This window comes from Ensifer adhaerens (assembly GCF_028993555.1).
GTDB lineage: Bacteria > Pseudomonadota > Alphaproteobacteria > Rhizobiales > Rhizobiaceae > Ensifer > Ensifer adhaerens_I.
This window is the reverse complement of sequence record NZ_CP118610.1, coordinates 3,405,001-3,420,381: the sequence shown is the minus strand read 5'-3', so window position 1 is coordinate 3,420,381 and position 15,381 is coordinate 3,405,001. Positions and strand designations below refer to the sequence as shown.

Here is a 15,381-nt window from a genome sequence, read left to right as displayed (position 1 = left end):
TGAGCATGGCAAATTCCTTTGAATGATCGCCGGCAATCGTGCCAGTTCGGCTGGGTGCCGCAAGTACGTAACGGTTACGGTGCTGGCGCAGCGTCTTGCCCATGCGCGCCGATGGCGCCGCCCGCCAAGCTGCGGTAACATTACGGCTGGAGTACATCGTGCGTTGAGAGCTCGTCGATGGAGCGCCACCTCGCTGCCGTCCTGATCGCGGATGTCGTCGGTTACAGCCGCTTGAGCCGGCTGGACGAGGAAGGGACGCGCCTGAGATTCCAGTCTGACGTTTCCAATATCCTGGAGCCGCTGTTTCGCGAGCATCACGGCCGTCTGGTGAAAACGATGGGCGATGGCCTGCTGGTCGAATTCCGCAGCGTCGTCGACGCGGCACAATGCGCGATCGATATCCAGAAACGCAAGGCTGAGGCGGAAGACGAAAAGGGACCCAACGGGGAAAGGCTGGACTTCCGCATCGGCATCAATCTCGGCGACATCATCGTCGAAGGCGACGACATCCACGGTGATGGCGTCAACATTGCCGACCGGGTCCAGGGTCTGGCCGAGCCTGGCGGCATCGCCATCTCGGGAACGGCCTATGACCAGGTCAGCTCCAAGCTGAAAGTCGGCTTTGCCTCGCTTGGCCGACAGCCGGTCAAGGGGTTGGCCGAGCCGGTCCGCGTCTACCGGGTACTTCTGGACCCCGGTGCGGCGGGCAAGACGATTGTCGTGAAAGACAGAAGTACCGCTGCCCTGTTGAAACGTGTAGCGATCGGCGTGGTGGCGCTGGCGCTGGCCGCCGCGACTGCCTGGTGGCAGCCGTGGACGATGATCCCGGCACAAGGCCCGTCACAGCGCTTTGCCTATCCCCTTCCGGACCAGCCTTCGGTCGCGGTACTACCCTTCATCAATGTCAGCGGCGACAGCGATCACGATCACCTGGCCGAAGGGCTGACGGACGATCTCATCACCGAATTGTCCAAGGTCTCCGGCCTTTTCGTCATTGCCCGGCATTCGGTTTTCGCGCTCAAGGGCAATGCCACCAAGATCCAGGACGTGGCTGCCGAACTCGGCGTGCATTACGTGCTGGAGGGCACGTTGCAGCGGGCTGACCAGCGGCTACGCATCAACGTCAAGCTGATCGATGCGGTGAGCGGGCTGTCACTCTGGGCGGAGCGCTACGACCGGCAGTATGCCGACCTGTTCGCTGTCCAAGACGACGTCATCAGCAAGATCATTGCCGCACTGGAGGTCAAGCTCAGCGAGGGGGAGCGCGACCAGCTGGCACGCATCCCGACGGACAATCTCGAGGCCTATGACAACTACATGCGGGCCGAGCAGCAGGGTCTCGTCTGGCGCGATGTCGATACCTATCGCCAGACGCTTTCCTTCTACCAGCGGGCGATCGACCTCGATCCCAAGTTCGCCGATGCCCACGCCGGGATTGCCCGTGTCGCAGTCGATGTCTGGCGCAACGATTACAACTACCTCTGGTCGGCGGCGGTGGCGCGCAAGATTGCCTATGATGCGGCAGGCCAGGCGCTGAAGCTCGACGCCAACAATGCCCGCGCCCATACGGTGCTGGCGCTGCTGCAACTGGTCGACGGTCGCCCGCTGGAGGCAAAGGAATCGGCGCTCAGGGCCGTTTCCGCCCAGCCGAACGATGCCGAGGCGCTTGCCAACCTGGCGCTGGTGCTGGCCCAGACCGGTGAACATGAGCAAGCGATCGATGACGTCGGGCGGGCGTTGAGGCTCGATCCGTCACCGTCATCCAGCCTGCAGCTGCTGGCGGGCATTGTCTATTACACGGCGCGCCGCCTCGAAAAGGCGATCCCGTTGATTGAGGCAGCAGGTGCGTCCTTGCCAAAGGCGGAGGCGGTGCGCGAATACTTGGCGTCCGCCTATGCCCAGCGTGGTGACCAGCAGAGTGCGGCTTCCGAAGCGGCCGAACTGCTGAAGCTCTTCCCGGATACGAACCTCAGCTACTACGGCTATCTCTACGACTACTGGCGCGAGGAGGATCTCTATCGTCATCTGTTCGGCCTACGCGTCGCCGGTATCCCCGAATGGCCCTTTGGCTTCGTAGGCGCTGCCGGCGACCGGCTTGGTCCGGCGGAGCTCAAGCAACTGACCGACGACAAGACCTGGGTCGGCGTGCACAAGAACGGCACGAGCTTCGCACAGTTCTTCGACAAGGACGGCAACACCGCCTACCGTACAAGCAACACCAACATCACCGGCCGCATCGAAGTGAAGGGCAACCAGCTCTGCGAGAAGTATGACGGGTATTTTCTCGACCGTATGGTCTGCGGCTACGTCTACCGCAATACGGCGAAGGGCGAGCGTACGGCGGACTACATCAACGTCACGCCGCAGGCGCTGAAATTCTTCTCGATCGAACGATAGTCGCGATCACGTCCGGTCCATAAGCTGTCAGGGCTGGGCCTTGGTCCAGTTGATGTTCGCCTTCTCGGTGAGCAGCGTCTGCTCCACCTCGGACCAATGCTTGCGCGAATCGACCACCTTGTTGGGGTTCTTCACCAGACCGTCTGCCGCCCCCGGATCATAGCTGAGATAGAGCTTGTTCTCGATGATGCGCCAGGCCTTCGGATCGATATTGGTCGTCACGGTACCGAAGGAGACGCCATCGGCGCAGTAGCCGCCATATTGCGGTGCATAGCGGGTCGGTTCCTTCATGAATTGCTCACGGTGCTCGGCGCTTGCGAACTGCCAGGTGGCGCCCAGCCAGCGGTAGCTGAATTCGGGCGATCCTTCGACTGCCTTGTTCTCGGTGAAATAGGCGACAGGGTCGTATCCCTTGATCGCCACATCGCCGAAGTAGCCCGTATTGACAGGTTCTTCGGCCAGCGACGGGCCGGCGGACGCAACAAGCACCGCTGTCGCCGCGATTGCAAATGGTATGGAGTATCGAGACATGCCATTTCCTCCGTTTCCGGATCTGGTTTTATTGCCGCTTGGTGCATTCACCATAGAGCCAATCTCCGACCAATTCGGCCTTCTGGCAGGTGGCACCAGCCTTCAGGAGAAGCTCGGCGGTTGGCCAGTATGATCGCCACCCCGCCTGTGTCAGCGGCGTGTAGCCGTTGCGCTCCTTGGCCTCGATGTCGGCCTTGTTGGCGAGAAGGAAGGCGACGACTTCGGCGTGGCCCTCTTCGGCTGCCGCATGCAGCGGCGACATCTTGTAGAAGTTCGCGGTGTCGTTGACGGCAGCACCCTTGGCGACGAGCAGTTTGACGGTTTCGAGATTGCCGCCATAGGCCGCCGCATGCAGTGCTGTCAGGCCGCCCTTGTTGCGAATCTCGATGTCGTTGCCGCGCTCGATGAGGAGCGCTACAACCTCCGTGCGTCCCTTCAGAGCAGCGATCAGCAGCGCCGGCTCACCGGCCGCATCGGGCTCGGTTATGTCGGTTCCTTGATCGAGCAACTGTTTGACGCGTTCTGTTTCGCCGTCCCGTGCCGCGTCATGCAAGGGACCTGCCATGGCCGCCGCGGTAAAAAACGCCACCGCGGCCAGCGAAGCAAAGAGAGATTTCATCGCGCAACCTCCGCCCCAGCTTCGGTCTCGCCTAATTTGAAAGAGCGAAAATACCACAGGGCGACCGGCGGAAACAGGCGTTACTGCCGCCTGATCCATACTCCTTTTGGGTGGCTCATGATGAATGCCTGTCAGGCGGCGACCTGCATCAGGTCGAGCATGCGGTCGATCGCGCTCGGGATGGGTGCGATGATCGGCGTCGAGAACAGCGGCTGGAGTTGTTCGGCCGCCTGGCCGAGCGGGCCGCCACCGATAATGACGGCTTCGGCGCCATCGAGCTCAACACACTGGCGGACGGCGTCGCCGAGAGCTGCCAGCAGCCGTTCCGGGTGGGCGGAGAGTGCGAGTGGGTCGCCTGACGTGCAGCGGATGCCGGTATATTGCGGGCAGACACCGAGGTCTCGGGCGCGGTCGTCGATCGCCTGGATCAGTTCCGGCGTCGTCGTGGCGACGCCGAATTTGCGACCGTTGCGCGAGGCCTCGATCATCGAGGCCTCGCAGATACCGATCACGGGGATCGCGAGGCGGTTCTTGAGGGCGGCAAGGCCGGGATCGCCGAAGGCGCTGACGACGATGCCGAGGCATCCGGCCTCGTGCTTTTCGCCGATCTCGACGACCTCGGCGGCGGCTGCATCCAGCTGCTCCGGTGTCACGATCATCGGTGGGTTCCGCATGGCCGTGGCAACTGCCACGGCCATGCGTCCTGATGCCGCCCGGCGTGCGATGGCGACCATCATGTCGCTGGTGGCACGTGAACTGTTCGGGTTGATCAGAAGGATATGTGCGCTCACGTTCTCAGTTCCACGCCGACTTTGATTTCAGAAGTGTCAGCCTTGGCCAGATCGGCGTCGGCAGGCTGGGTCAAGTCTTCCATCGACATGCCGTAGGTCTCGGGGCCCAGCTGGATGCAGAAGGCAAAGACTGCATACATGCCGGCAGCGAGACCGAAGACACCGACCATGCCGTAGACATCGAAGAGGGCGCCGGCGATGGTGGGAATGAAGGAGCCCGCGGCCGAACCGGTTGCCAGGATCAGGGCCACGCCGAAGGCGCGGATGCGGGTCGGGAAGAGTTCAGGCGCGTAGATCCAGATCGAGGTGTTGAGCAGGAGCACGAAGAACTGGAAGATCGCGCCGAACATCAGCACCAGATAGATGTTGGTGCCGAGATAGGCGATCGAGACCGCCGCGAGGCAGGCGAAGACAGCACCAAGCGTCAGCACCCTCTTGCGCGGGAAGTAGTAGCCGAACATCGAGGCGGCGATGGCGCCGAGCACGCTGCCGCTCTGGATGATCATGCTGTAGAGCAGGCTGCCCTGAAGCGTATAGCCCATCGACACGAAGATGATCGGCATCAGCGTCAGCACCGAAAGCTGGGCGCCGTAGCTCATCAGGATGGCGATGGCGACCGGAATGGTGCGGCCGATAAAGGGCGCACGGAAGAGTTCCTTCCAGTCGCTCTTGGCCGGTTCCTCGTCCTTCAGATGGTCCTTGGTCAGATACTCCTGGACCTTGAGGTTGCGCGGGCGAAGCGAGCCGGAGGCGAGGATCGAAAGCACCTTGTTGGCCTCGTCGATCTTGCCCTGCGATGCCAGGAAGCGCGGCGTTTCCGGCACGAAGCGGCGGTAGAAGACGACGAGAAGGGCCGGAAGGGCGAGGGCTGCAAAGAGCCAGCGCCAGCTGTTTTCACCCGGGAAGAGGGTGAAGATCATCAGGCCGAAGGCGGGTGCCAGGAAGTTGCCGAAGCCGCCGGCGCCCACATTGACGAGGCCGGCTGCGGTGCCGCGGAATTTTGGAGAGCAGAATTCCGAGAGCATCGTCACGGCCGTCGAGATCTCGCCGCCGACGCCGAAGCCGACAATCGCGCGGGCAAAGCACAGCGTGGCGAAGTTCGGCGCCATGGCACAGGCCGCCGAGCCAATGGTGAAGAGCAGGAGGTTGATCGTCAGCATTACGCGCCGGCCGTAGCGGTCGCCGAGGATACCGGAGAGCAGGCGGCCAAGTGCTGCACTGCCGAAGGTGATGGTGTTGAGGAAGCCGATGTCGGTGCCGGTGAGGCCCCAATGTTCCTTCAGGATCGGGCCGGCGACGCCGATGGTGTTCTGCTCGAAGCTGTCAAACAGGCAACCGATGAGCACGAGGGCGAGGATCTGCTTGTGGGCGCCGGTGACGCCGATCTTGGTGAAGGCTGATTCCAACTGTCTGATGACCGGCGATGACCTGCCGGACGGCACCATATTTTCCGCTGCCATGGTTCGTTCCCCTTTATGGCTTAACAACGTGAAAATGTGAAAACTCAGTTTCATGAAATCTACATCATGAAATCTCAGTTTCATAGAGGATTCTATGATGCGCTGCGGAACGAAACGGTCGTTCGCCGCGCCGCACATGCAATGCAGATTTCATGCCATTTGTTGAGAAACTAAGGTTTCTTGTTTAATACCAAAGCTTTAGGCGTAGGGGCCATCATTCGCGCGGAAGAAACTCAGATTTCCTGTGCTTGAAAATTGTTCCAGCGTTTCAGGCAAATGCCCAATCGGCGCTCACAATTCCTCGAGCGCGTCGTTGATGGCTTCGATGCCGCGCAGCCGGTTTCGGCCGGCAGTGCCGGCAATTTCGATGCATCGGGTGGTGAGCAGATGGCAGAGCGCCATGACCGAGACGTGGTTGAACAGGGGCCCCGGCGCCAGCGTCTGGCAACGGAAGTGCCATTCCGCCTGGTTGAGGAAAGGTACACCCTCGTCGGTGATATAGAGCAGGCGCGTGCCCGATTTTTCCAGCTGTGCGAGGATTGGCTCCATCAGCGAAACGCGCCGGCGCAGGCCGAAGAGAATGACGACGTCATCACTACCGATGCTGACCAGATGTTCCCCCAGCGTCTGGCCGCCGCCCGGGATGGCGGCGATATGCTCGACCACCTGTGTCATCTGCCATTGCAGATAGGTGGCGAAGGAATGGCTGGCGCGGAAGCCGATCACCCAGACCTTGCGGGCGCCGAGAATGGCGGTTGCCGCCGCGGTCACCTGGGTTTCGGATATGGCGAGAAAGGTCGCCTCGATATTGGCGACGCCCTGGGCTACGTGGGAGGTGAGCGACTGCTCGCCGCCGCTGTCGGTGGCGGTCGCGAGAAACAGGCGAGAACCTGTCTGCTTGTCGGCGCGGGCATGACGACGCGCCTCCTCGTAGTTGTCGTAGCCGAGCCGCTGGATGAAACGGGAGACAGTCGCCTTCGACACATGCGCCAGCGCGGCCAGTTCCTGGGCCGAGTAGCTTGCGACTTCGCCTGGAAAATCGCAGAGGAAATCCCCCAGCCGCCGCTCGGCCGGATGCAGCTCCGGCAGCACCTGGCGGACACGGGTGAGGAAGGAGCGTTCTTTGGGGCTCATGTCGATTCCATGAAACTGTCGTTTCACGGCAATCTCTGATGTTCGGGGAGACATTGCAAGCGAGGCGGGCGGGTGCCGCCTCGCTTTCAACTGCGAACGGACGAGGGTCTTCGCTTCGTTGTCAGTACTTTGACGGCACGTAGAGTTCCGGCGGCAGCACCTTGCGCTCGTAGTCCGGGTTGAAGACGCGCTCCGGCAGCGAGATTTCCTCGTGCGGCACGTCCTCGTAAGGGATCTGTGTCAACAGATGGTCGATGCAGTTGAGCCGGGCGCGCTTCTTGTCGTTGCCTTCGACGATGTGCCACGGGGCTTCCGGAATGTTGGTGCGGGCAAAGGTCTCTTCCTTGGCCTTGGTGTAGCCTTCCCAGCGGACCCGCGACTGCAGGTCCATCGGCGACAGCTTCCACTGCTTCAAGGGATCGTGGATGCGCACGAGGAAGCGCATCTGCTGTTCCTCGTCGGTGATCGAGAACCAGTATTTCACCAGCCGGATGCCCGAGCGTACCAGCATGCGCTCGAACTCCGGCACGTCGTCGAAGAACTGCTCGACCTGGTTTTCGGTAGCAAAGCCCATGACGCGCTCGACGCCGGAGCGGTTGTACCAGGAGCGGTCGAACAGCACGATCTCGCCGCCGGCCGGCAGGTGCGGCACGTAGCGCTGGAAATACCATTGCGTCTTTTCACGGTCGGACGGCGCCGGCAGCGCTGCGACGCGCACGACGCGCGGGTTGAGCCTTTGAGTGATACGCTTGATGACACCGCCCTTGCCGGCAGAATCACGGCCCTCGAAGATCACCACGACCTTTTCCTTGTGGTAGACCACCCAGTCCTGCAGCTTGATCAGCTCGGACTGAAGCCTCAGGAGCGTCCGGAAGTAATCGATACGCGGGATCGATGGCGGGTGGCTCTTTCGGTAGATCTTGCGGATCTCTTCCGACAGCGCCGGCTCGGAGAGCTCGAGCTCGTAATCCTCATCGAGCGTGTCGGCCAATTCCGCTTCCAGCCAGTCCTGTGTTTCGTCGTTCGAACTGTTCATCTGACCCTCCGGATTGAGTGTGCCCCGCGACAGCCTGTGGGATGCTATCGTTAGTCGGCTTATTTCACAGGCGCATGAAGGGAATTTGACGCCGCGGCTTCCGCGACACGGTCGTCGCTACTCCTTGATGTACCAGCCCCAGGGCTCGTCGGTGTCGAAGCTGGTGATCTGCTTGGTCTCGAGATAGTTCGAAAGACCCCAGCGGCCGAGCTCACGGCCGATGCCCGATTGCTTGTAGCCGCCCCAGGGGGCTTCGGTGAAGGTCGGTTGCGAGCAGTTGATCCAGACGATGCCTGCGCGAAAGGCTCGGGCGACGCGTTCGCAACGCTCGCGGTCGGCCGACATGACAGCCGCGGCCAGCCCGAAGCGGCTGTCGTTGGCCATGCGGATCGCGTCCGCCTCCTCGCGAAACGGCTTGACGCAGACGACCGGGCCGAAGATCTCTTCGCGCCAGACGAAACTGTCGTCGCGCATGTCGGTCAGCACAGTCGGCTCGAGGAAGTAACCGCTGTTCAGGCCTGCCGGGCGGCCGCCGCCTGTTGCGACCGTGGCACCGTCCTGCCGGGCGCGATCGATGGCGCCGACAACTTTGTCATATTGGCCGCGGGAGACGATCGGCCCGAGCAGGGTGCCATCCTCCAGGCCGTTGCCGATCTTGATCTTCGCGGCTTCCTCGCAAAGACGCCTGACGACAGTCTCGTAGATCTCCTCCTCGACCAGCACCCGCGAGGTCGCCGAACAGACCTGGCCCTGATTCCAGAAGATGCCGAACATGATCCATTCGACGGCCTTGTCGATGTCGCTGTCGGCAAAGACGACGAAGGGTGACTTGCCGCCGAGTTCGAGGCTGACGTTCTTGATGTCCTGGGCACCGGCCATCATCACCTTGCGGCCGGTGACGACAGAGCCGGTGAAGGCGAGCTTGTCGACCAGGGGGTGCTCGGTGAGCGGCTGACCGGCATCCGCGCCGGTACCGGTGACGATATTGAGCACGCCGGGCGGCAGGCCGATCTCCTCGGCGATGGCGCCGAGTTCCAGCGCCGTCAGCGGCGTCAGCTCCGAGGGCTTGAGCACGATGGTGCAACCGGCGGCAAGCGCCGGTGCGACTTTCCAGGAGACCATCAGCAGCGGATAGTTCCAGGGCGTAATCGCGCCGACGACGCCGAGCGGCTCGCGCACGGCCCGAGACGTGAAGCGACTGTCGCTGACGGCGATTGTCTCTTCGGGATCGGCATCCAGTTCTTCGGCAAGGCCTGCATAGTAGCGAAAGCAGCCTGCGGCATCGTCGATGTCCCACAGCGCCTCGGGCAGCGGCTTACCGTTGTCGGCCACTTCGAGCCGCGCCAGCGAGTGGCGCTTCTCCTCGATCTTTGCGGCGATCGCCCGAAGATAGGCGGCGCGCTCGGTGCCGGATAATTGCCGCCAGCCACCATTGTCGAAGGCGATACGAGCGGCTTTCACGGCCCGGTCGATGTCTTCATAAGTTGCGGCGGGTGCGCGGTGGATGATCTCCTCCGTCGCCGGGTTGATGACGTCGAGCGTGCCACCGCGCCGCGGCTTTTCCCATTTTCCGTCGATGAACAATCGATCCTGCATGCCAAACCCCTTCTAGCCCGCAGAGAGTATGGCCAGTCGAAACGAAACACGCCAGCCGCAAGTGACGGCTGGCGTTGATCTTTTTGGCTCAGAGCGGTCGCTCAGCGGTCGGCAATCCGCCCGCGCCATCCGAGGAACGGCAGAACCGGCAGCACGGCACAGGCGCTGGCAAACAACCAGAATTGCCCAAGGGACATGAGCCCGCTCGTACAGATCGCTCCGGACAGCACCCCTGCAGCAAGGCAGAGATCCATCAGCGGCAAGGTAAGGGCATAGAAGACAGTCTGGCGTTCCAGCGACAGGCATCGCTGCACGAGAGTGAAGTAGGCCGCGAATGCGACCATCTCCGGTATGCCGCCGACGATCAGCAGCGCCGTGGCCGTACCATGATCGGGCGCGAAGATCAGCGCGAAGGTCGAGATGCCCTCCAATAGGCTTGCGGCGAGATAGGCAAGCAACAGTGCACGCGTCTCGGTGAGAACTCTCGCCAGCCGGCTCGAGACAAGGGCGCCGATCAGGGCGCCCAGCCCTTGGGCGCCGAGCAGCACGGTCCACATCTCCGGTCCCAGATGAAACTGGTCACGGTTGAGCCAGAACAGGAATGGCTGCAGCGCGCCGAGCGAAACCATGTAGCCCAGGGCAGGGAGCAGCAGAGCCCACAGCAACGGATTGTCGCGCAGGATCGTGATGACCTCCTGCCGGAAATTCGGGGCATTGGAGACGGAAGGCGCACATGGCTGCCGGTTGCCGGCATGGCGCAAAAGGAGAGCTGCCGCGACGATGTGGCCGAGCGCCAGGGCAAACAGTGTCGCGGATATCGAGGTCGCGGCCGCTGCAAGACCCGTCGCCGGCGGGCCGAAGATCTTGGCGAAGCGGTCGATGGCCTGGAAGGCGGTGTTGGCTTCCATATTGCGGGCGGGCGGTACGGAGGCGGCACGGAGCGTGAGAAGGCCCGGCGTGATCACCGTATCCGCAAGGCCGATGAGGAAGACGATTGCTTGCAGGGTTATCGCATCCGGTGCCAGTGCCAGGCCCGGGATCGCTACGGCGATGCCAGCGATCGCACAGCGGACCGGAATGTGCGGACCGGTTCTCCGCAGGAGGGCTGCGGCCAGGGGCGCAAACAGGATGCGCGGCAGAAGGCGGAGAGCCAGGCTGCCCACGAGTTCAGCGCCGGCGCCGAAGCGTGCGGCGACGATGAGCGGCAACGCGGCAACGAGCATCCAGGAACCGAAAGAATGGACAACGAGAACGAGGCTGATGCGCCGGAAGGCGGCGGCGCCCCAGAGATTGGGTGTGGTCATGACGAGCCCGATGGCAGGCAGTCGATCCGGGTGCCCTTTCAAGGGCCGAGCTTTGGGCGGATCGATGCGAACGTAATCTGTCCGCTCGACAGGCGGACGGTTCTGGGCTCACGGTTGCAAGCCCCGCCTTGCGGGGCAGCTCAGGCCATCAAATGGGGTTCGCTCGACATGATCAGCCATCTACCATGCGCGCTTCCCAGGTGACAAGCGGCAGCCGCGTTGGTCTGGCTGCCCGCGTCGCTTTGCGGCGCTATCGCGTTGCGTTGGCCAAGGCCGGAGCAACATTGGCGATCTGCGTGATCACCATGCCGCCGACGATGAAGAGCAGGCCGGTCAGCCGCGCCGCATTGACCGGCTTTTGCGGGAAACCCATCAGGCCGTAGTGATCGATCAGCATGGAGATGACCATCTGGCCGGCGATGACAGCGACGATGAAGCTTGCCGCGCCGAGCGTCGGCGCAAGGAGGAGAGCCGCGGTGATGTAGATCACACCGGCGAGGCCGCCGATCCAGATCCACCACGGACCCTTGAAAGCCAACGAGAGGCTTGGCAACGGCGCCCGCAAGGCAATCAGCATCGGTAGGATGAGCGCGAGGCTGACGCCGAGCGAGACGGTGGTCGCCCAGAGCGGATGGCCGAGGAGGCGGCCAAGGTTGGCATTGGCGCCGGCCTGGAGGGGGACGACGGCGCCGGCGAAGATCGCCGCGGCAAGCATGAGGAGGGAGGAGAGAGTGGGCATTGTTTTTCCTTCTTGACTGCCCAATTCTTCTTCATCGACTGCAAGAATGGAAATTCCAATTTATCACGTGCTATATTCGTTTGATGAATAATCTTGGCGCGATCGATCTGAACTTGCTGGTGGTGCTCGATGCCCTGCTCGCAGAACGGCATGTCTCCCGGGCGGCGATCAGGCTCAACAAAAGCCAGCCGGCCGTGAGCCATGCGCTTGCGCGTTTGCGAGTTCTCTTCGACGATCCACTGCTCGTGCGCCGTGGCGGACAGCTTGAACCGACCGTGCGCGCGCTGGAGATCGCCCCTCGGCTCGCCGAGGCGCTGGCGCACATGCGCCAGCTCATGGGATCAGAGGCGTTCGATCCCTTGCGCGAGCGGCATGTCTTTCGGCTGGCGATGTCCGATTATGCGGCACTCGTGCTGCTGCCGAAGTTGATGGCGGTGCTGCGCAGGGGCGCGCCAAACGTCGATCTCATCATCAGCCAGGCTAGCCGCGAAGTGATGATGTCGCAGGCGATCGACGGCGAGATCGACCTGGCGCTCGGCGTGTTTCCCGTCCTTGCCGAGGATCTCAGAACATCGCTTCTCTTCGAAGAGCACTTCGCCTGTCTGGCAGATGCCGCCAGCCTTGGTGATGAAAAGACGATGGATCTCACGGTCTATCTGCAGCGACCGCATATCCTCGTTTCGCTGCGCGGCGACACCGGCAACGAGATCGACCTGGCGCTGGCGGCCGCAGGGCACAAACGCCGCATTGCGCTGGCGCTGCCCCATTGGAGTGCCGCACCTGGCCTCGTTCTCGGAACCGATCTCGTGCTGACGGTGGCACGCCGTATCCTGCCGCTCGACGCAGAGGCCGGGCCGCTGACTGTCTTCTATCCCCCCTTTGCCATTCCGCCCTTTGCCTTTCGACAGATCTGGCATCGGCGGCGCGACGCTGACCCTGCCCACCGTTGGCTCCGGGACGTGATCACCCAGATTCTTGGCGCGTCGGAGGCTGTTCCGGCAATCGCGTGACGGTGAAAAGGAAAAGGCCCGGTGCGGCGGAGCCGACCGGGCCTTTCGTCGATTTCATTTCGCGTCCGCGTTAGTCGTGGCTGACACCCTGGATCGCCGAAACCTGCCATTCGGCGCCCGGCTTGCGAACGAAGGTCCAGAGTTCGACTGCTTCCGTCAGCTTGTCCGGATCGCCGCTGATCACCTTGCCGGTGGCGCGGTCGCGCATCACGTCGATGCTCTCGTAGCGCATCGCGACGGTCGCGTACTCGGTGCCGTTTTCGGACCAGGCTTCGGCCACGTCGCCCTGAACCAGGTGCACGTCGCGCACATCGTTCTTGACGCCGCTCGTCGCGTTGTCGCTGAGTTCTTCGGCAAGATAGGACATGGCTTCCGGCGTCGTCAGGCGACGCAGCGTGCCGTAGTCTTCCGCGGCGTAAGCGGCCTGCACGTCCTTCAGCATCTTTTCGAACTGCTCGAGGTCGGACCCCTGGATGCCGATTTCATCGGCGGGGCCATCGGTGACGGGCGCCGGCTGAGGCGCGGCCTGGGGCCGAGCTTGCGCCTGGCCACCCGGCTGGCCGCCGCCGATGCTCGGGATCTTGAACGACGGCATGCCGTTCGACGGCGACTGACCCGACGAGCGCTCGGACGGGCCGGCATAGGCCGTCTGCTGACGGCGGCGGCCGAAGAAGCGCATGGCGAGCATGATCAGGCCGCCGATCAGAAGCATCTGCACGATCAGGCCGAGGAAGCCGGCAGCACCGCCGATGCCGCCGCCCATCAGCATGCCGATGAGGCCGCCGACCATGAGGCCGCCGAGGAGGGAACCGCCGAAGCCGCTGAAGAAGCCCGGACGGGCGTTCGGCTGGGTGGCGTTGGTCGGGCGCGTCTGTCCGGCTGCCGGATTGGTGGCGGCCGGGCCTGCGTCTTGGCGCGGCGTCATCGAACGGTCGATCGGTGCCGCGTTTGTCGGCGCGGTGCGGGTCACCGGCGGCTGCGAGAAGGTGCGGGTGCCGCGGCTGCCGAAGCCACCGCCCGAACGCCGCGCTTCGGCGACGTCCACAACGGTCAGCGCGACGACCATGCCGATCGCCATCATTGCCAGAGTTCGTCCAAAGCGCCCAAATCGCTGCATTGCCATCATAACCCCTAATCTTGCTTGGGCTCAAAACTGAGCCATCAGGGCCTGATATAGGGGCTCAAGCCCCGAGATTTAAGCATTTCGCGTCGCTTTTCGGCCAGTTTACCGTTATCCGCCGGCGCGACGAGGCCTGAATCGGGCGTGGAATCAGCACCTTCGACGGTCTTAGCGATTGGCAGCCAAAATCATGCCCGCAGCCTTTTCGGCGATCATGATCGTCGGCGAATTGGTGTTGCCAGAGGTGATCGTCGGCATGATCGAGGCGTCGGCGATGCGCAAGCCCTTGAGGCCGCGAAGCCGCAGTTCCGGGTCGACGACACTTTCCGGATCGGCGCCCATGCGGCAGGTCCCGACCGGATGGAAGATCGTCGTGCCGATATCACCGGCCGCACGCTTCAGGTCGTCCTCACTCTCATAGGACGGGCCCGGCTTGAACTCGACCGGGTTGAAGCGGGCGAAGGAGGGTTGCTTGACGATCTGTCGGGTCAGCCGGATGGCGCTGACGGCGACGTTGCGGTCGGCCTCGGCCGTCAGGTAGCGCGGCCGGATATCCGGTGCGGCGGCAAAATCGGGCCCCTTCAGATGCACCGAGCCACGGCTTTCCGGCCGCAGGTTGCAGACGCTGGCGGTGATCGCCGGGAAGGAATGAACGGGCTCGCCGAACCTGTCGAGCGAGACCGGCTGGACGTGGTACTGCAGATCGGGCGTTTCCTTCTCCGGGCCGGAGCGGGTGAAGATGCCGAGCTGGCTCGGCGCCATCGCCATCGGTCCGGAGCGCCTGAGCAGATATTCAAGCCCGATCGATGCTTTGCCGATCAGCGAATTGGCCTTTTCGTTGAGCGTCGGCACGCCGGTGACCTTATAGGCCATGCGCAATTGCAGGTGATCCTGCAGGTTTTCGCCGACGCCCGCGCGTTCGTGGCGGACCTCGATGCCGTTTTCCTGAAGCACGTCACCGCGGCCAATGCCTGAGAGTTCGAGGATGTGCGGCGAGCCGATGGCACCGGCCGAAAGCACGGTCTCACGGGTGGCACGGGCGCGCTTCACCACACCATCGTGCTGGAACTCGACGCCGGCGATGCGATCGTCCTCGATGATGAGTTTGCGCACATGCGCCTTGGTGAGCACCGTCAGGTTGCCGCGCTTCTGCGCCGGGCGCAGGAATGCCTTCGCCGTGTTCCAGCGGATACCGGAGCGCTGGTTGACATCGAAGTAGCCGGAACCTTCGTTGCTGCCGCGGTTGAAATCCGGCGTCTCGGGAATGCCGGCTTCAGTTGCGGCTTTCTGGAAAGCATCGAGCACGTCCCAGCGCACGCGGGCCTTTTCCACCCGCCACTCGCCGCCGGCGCCGTGCATCTCGTTGGCACCGCGATAATGGTCCTCGGACTTCTTGAAGAGCGGCAGAACGTCGTCCCAGCCCCAGCCGGTGCAGCCGAGCTGGCGCCAGTGGTCGTAGTCCTCAGCCTGGCCGCGCATATAGATCATGCCATTGATCGAGGAGCAGCCGCCGAGCACCTTGCCGCGGGGATAGCCGAGCGAGCGGCCGTTGAGGCCCTCTTCCGCGGCTGTGGTGAAGCACCAGTCGGTGCGCGGGTTGTTGATGCAATAGAGGTATCCAACCGGAATGTGGATCCAGTGGTA

General features: G+C 63.1%; 13 protein-coding genes (1 of these 13 only partly in view). 2 read left to right on the top strand and 11 right to left on the bottom strand.

What is annotated here, in order from left to right; translation table 11 throughout:
- Window positions 1-177: 177 nt before the first annotated feature.
- Complete coding sequence (locus tag PWG15_RS16615; RefSeq protein ID WP_275021628.1) at window positions 178-2,397, top strand: adenylate/guanylate cyclase domain-containing protein; 2,220 nt, start codon at window positions 178-180, stop codon at window positions 2,395-2,397.
- A 27-nt stretch (window positions 2,398-2,424) separates the two neighbouring features.
- On the opposite strand, the gene PWG15_RS16610 is transcribed toward PWG15_RS16615, so the two are convergent.
- The 9 genes from PWG15_RS16610 to PWG15_RS16570 form a co-directional block, all read right to left on the bottom strand.
- Window positions 2,425-2,928 carry a YHS domain-containing (seleno)protein gene (locus tag PWG15_RS16610; protein WP_275021627.1) on the bottom strand — a complete coding sequence of 168 codons (504 nt, stop codon included), beginning with the start codon at window positions 2,926-2,928 and terminating at the stop codon, window positions 2,425-2,427.
- Between the two features lie 28 nt (window positions 2,929-2,956).
- Window positions 2,957-3,547 (bottom strand): ankyrin repeat domain-containing protein, encoded by a 591-nt coding sequence (locus PWG15_RS16605; RefSeq protein WP_275021626.1) that lies wholly within the window; start codon window positions 3,545-3,547, stop codon window positions 2,957-2,959.
- A 131-nt stretch (window positions 3,548-3,678) separates the two neighbouring features.
- The gene (locus PWG15_RS16600) at window positions 3,679-4,338 is read right to left on the bottom strand and encodes an aspartate/glutamate racemase family protein (protein ID WP_275021625.1); all 660 of its coding nucleotides are present in this window, start codon (window positions 4,336-4,338) and stop codon (window positions 3,679-3,681) included.
- Window positions 4,335-5,798 (bottom strand): MFS transporter, encoded by a 1,464-nt coding sequence (locus tag PWG15_RS16595; RefSeq protein ID WP_275021624.1) that lies wholly within the window; start codon window positions 5,796-5,798, stop codon window positions 4,335-4,337. The genes PWG15_RS16600 and PWG15_RS16595 overlap by 4 nt, the downstream gene beginning before the upstream one ends.
- A gap of 291 nt (window positions 5,799-6,089) precedes the next feature.
- The gene (locus PWG15_RS16590) at window positions 6,090-6,932 is read right to left on the bottom strand and encodes a MurR/RpiR family transcriptional regulator (RefSeq protein WP_275021623.1); all 843 of its coding nucleotides are present in this window, start codon (window positions 6,930-6,932) and stop codon (window positions 6,090-6,092) included.
- 121 nt (window positions 6,933-7,053) lie between these two features.
- On the bottom strand, window positions 7,054-7,968 hold the full coding sequence (gene ppk2, locus PWG15_RS16585; RefSeq protein WP_275021622.1) for a polyphosphate kinase 2: 915 nt from the start codon (window positions 7,966-7,968) through the stop codon (window positions 7,054-7,056).
- 117 nt (window positions 7,969-8,085) lie between these two features.
- The gene (locus tag PWG15_RS16580) at window positions 8,086-9,564 is read right to left on the bottom strand and encodes an aldehyde dehydrogenase family protein (RefSeq protein ID WP_275021621.1); all 1,479 of its coding nucleotides are present in this window, start codon (window positions 9,562-9,564) and stop codon (window positions 8,086-8,088) included.
- A gap of 101 nt (window positions 9,565-9,665) precedes the next feature.
- Complete coding sequence (locus tag PWG15_RS16575; protein WP_275021620.1) at window positions 9,666-10,868, bottom strand: MFS transporter; 1,203 nt, start codon at window positions 10,866-10,868, stop codon at window positions 9,666-9,668.
- Between the two features lie 250 nt (window positions 10,869-11,118).
- Window positions 11,119-11,607, bottom strand: coding sequence for a DMT family transporter (locus tag PWG15_RS16570; protein WP_275021619.1), 489 nt, complete (start codon window positions 11,605-11,607; stop codon window positions 11,119-11,121).
- A gap of 83 nt (window positions 11,608-11,690) precedes the next feature.
- Here PWG15_RS16570 and PWG15_RS16565 point away from each other — a divergent pair, with 83 nt between their 5' ends.
- A complete protein-coding gene (locus PWG15_RS16565; RefSeq protein ID WP_275021618.1) occupies window positions 11,691-12,617 on the top strand; it encodes a LysR substrate-binding domain-containing protein in 927 nt (308 codons plus the stop codon).
- Window positions 12,618-12,687: 70 nt separating this feature from the next.
- Here PWG15_RS16565 and PWG15_RS16560 read toward each other — a convergent pair whose 3' ends face one another.
- Together PWG15_RS16560 and PWG15_RS16555 are read right to left on the bottom strand one after the other, a co-directional pair.
- The gene (locus tag PWG15_RS16560) at window positions 12,688-13,740 is read right to left on the bottom strand and encodes a Tim44 domain-containing protein (protein ID WP_275021617.1); all 1,053 of its coding nucleotides are present in this window, start codon (window positions 13,738-13,740) and stop codon (window positions 12,688-12,690) included.
- Between the two features lie 165 nt (window positions 13,741-13,905).
- On the bottom strand, window positions 13,906-15,381 hold the 3' portion of the coding sequence (locus PWG15_RS16555; RefSeq protein WP_275021616.1) for a GMC family oxidoreductase. Its footprint extends 120 nt past the window's final position; 1,476 of the gene's 1,596 nt are visible here — the last part of the coding sequence; the start codon falls outside the window, past its right edge; the stop codon is at window positions 13,906-13,908.

Excerpts from the sequence above, each read along its gene's own strand:
- PWG15_RS16610 (WP_275021627.1), bottom strand. The coding sequence starts at position 2,928 with ATGTCTCGATACTCCATACCATTTGCAATCGCGGCGACAGCGGTGCTT.
- ppk2 (WP_275021622.1), bottom strand. The coding sequence starts at position 7,968 with ATGAACAGTTCGAACGACGAAACACAGGACTGGCTGGAAGCGGAATTG.
- PWG15_RS16615 (WP_275021628.1), top strand. The coding sequence starts at position 178 with ATGGAGCGCCACCTCGCTGCCGTCCTGATCGCGGATGTCGTCGGTTAC.
- PWG15_RS16560 (WP_275021617.1), bottom strand. The coding sequence starts at position 13,740 with ATGGCAATGCAGCGATTTGGGCGCTTTGGACGAACTCTGGCAATGATG.
- PWG15_RS16565 (WP_275021618.1), top strand. The coding sequence starts at position 11,691 with ATGAATAATCTTGGCGCGATCGATCTGAACTTGCTGGTGGTGCTCGAT.
- PWG15_RS16570 (WP_275021619.1), bottom strand. The coding sequence starts at position 11,607 with ATGCCCACTCTCTCCTCCCTCCTCATGCTTGCCGCGGCGATCTTCGCC.
- PWG15_RS16595 (WP_275021624.1), bottom strand. The coding sequence starts at position 5,798 with ATGGCAGCGGAAAATATGGTGCCGTCCGGCAGGTCATCGCCGGTCATC.
- PWG15_RS16575 (WP_275021620.1), bottom strand. The coding sequence starts at position 10,868 with ATGACCACACCCAATCTCTGGGGCGCCGCCGCCTTCCGGCGCATCAGC.
- PWG15_RS16605 (WP_275021626.1), bottom strand. The coding sequence starts at position 3,547 with ATGAAATCTCTCTTTGCTTCGCTGGCCGCGGTGGCGTTTTTTACCGCG.
- PWG15_RS16580 (WP_275021621.1), bottom strand. The coding sequence starts at position 9,564 with ATGCAGGATCGATTGTTCATCGACGGAAAATGGGAAAAGCCGCGGCGC.
- PWG15_RS16590 (WP_275021623.1), bottom strand. The coding sequence starts at position 6,932 with ATGAGCCCCAAAGAACGCTCCTTCCTCACCCGTGTCCGCCAGGTGCTG.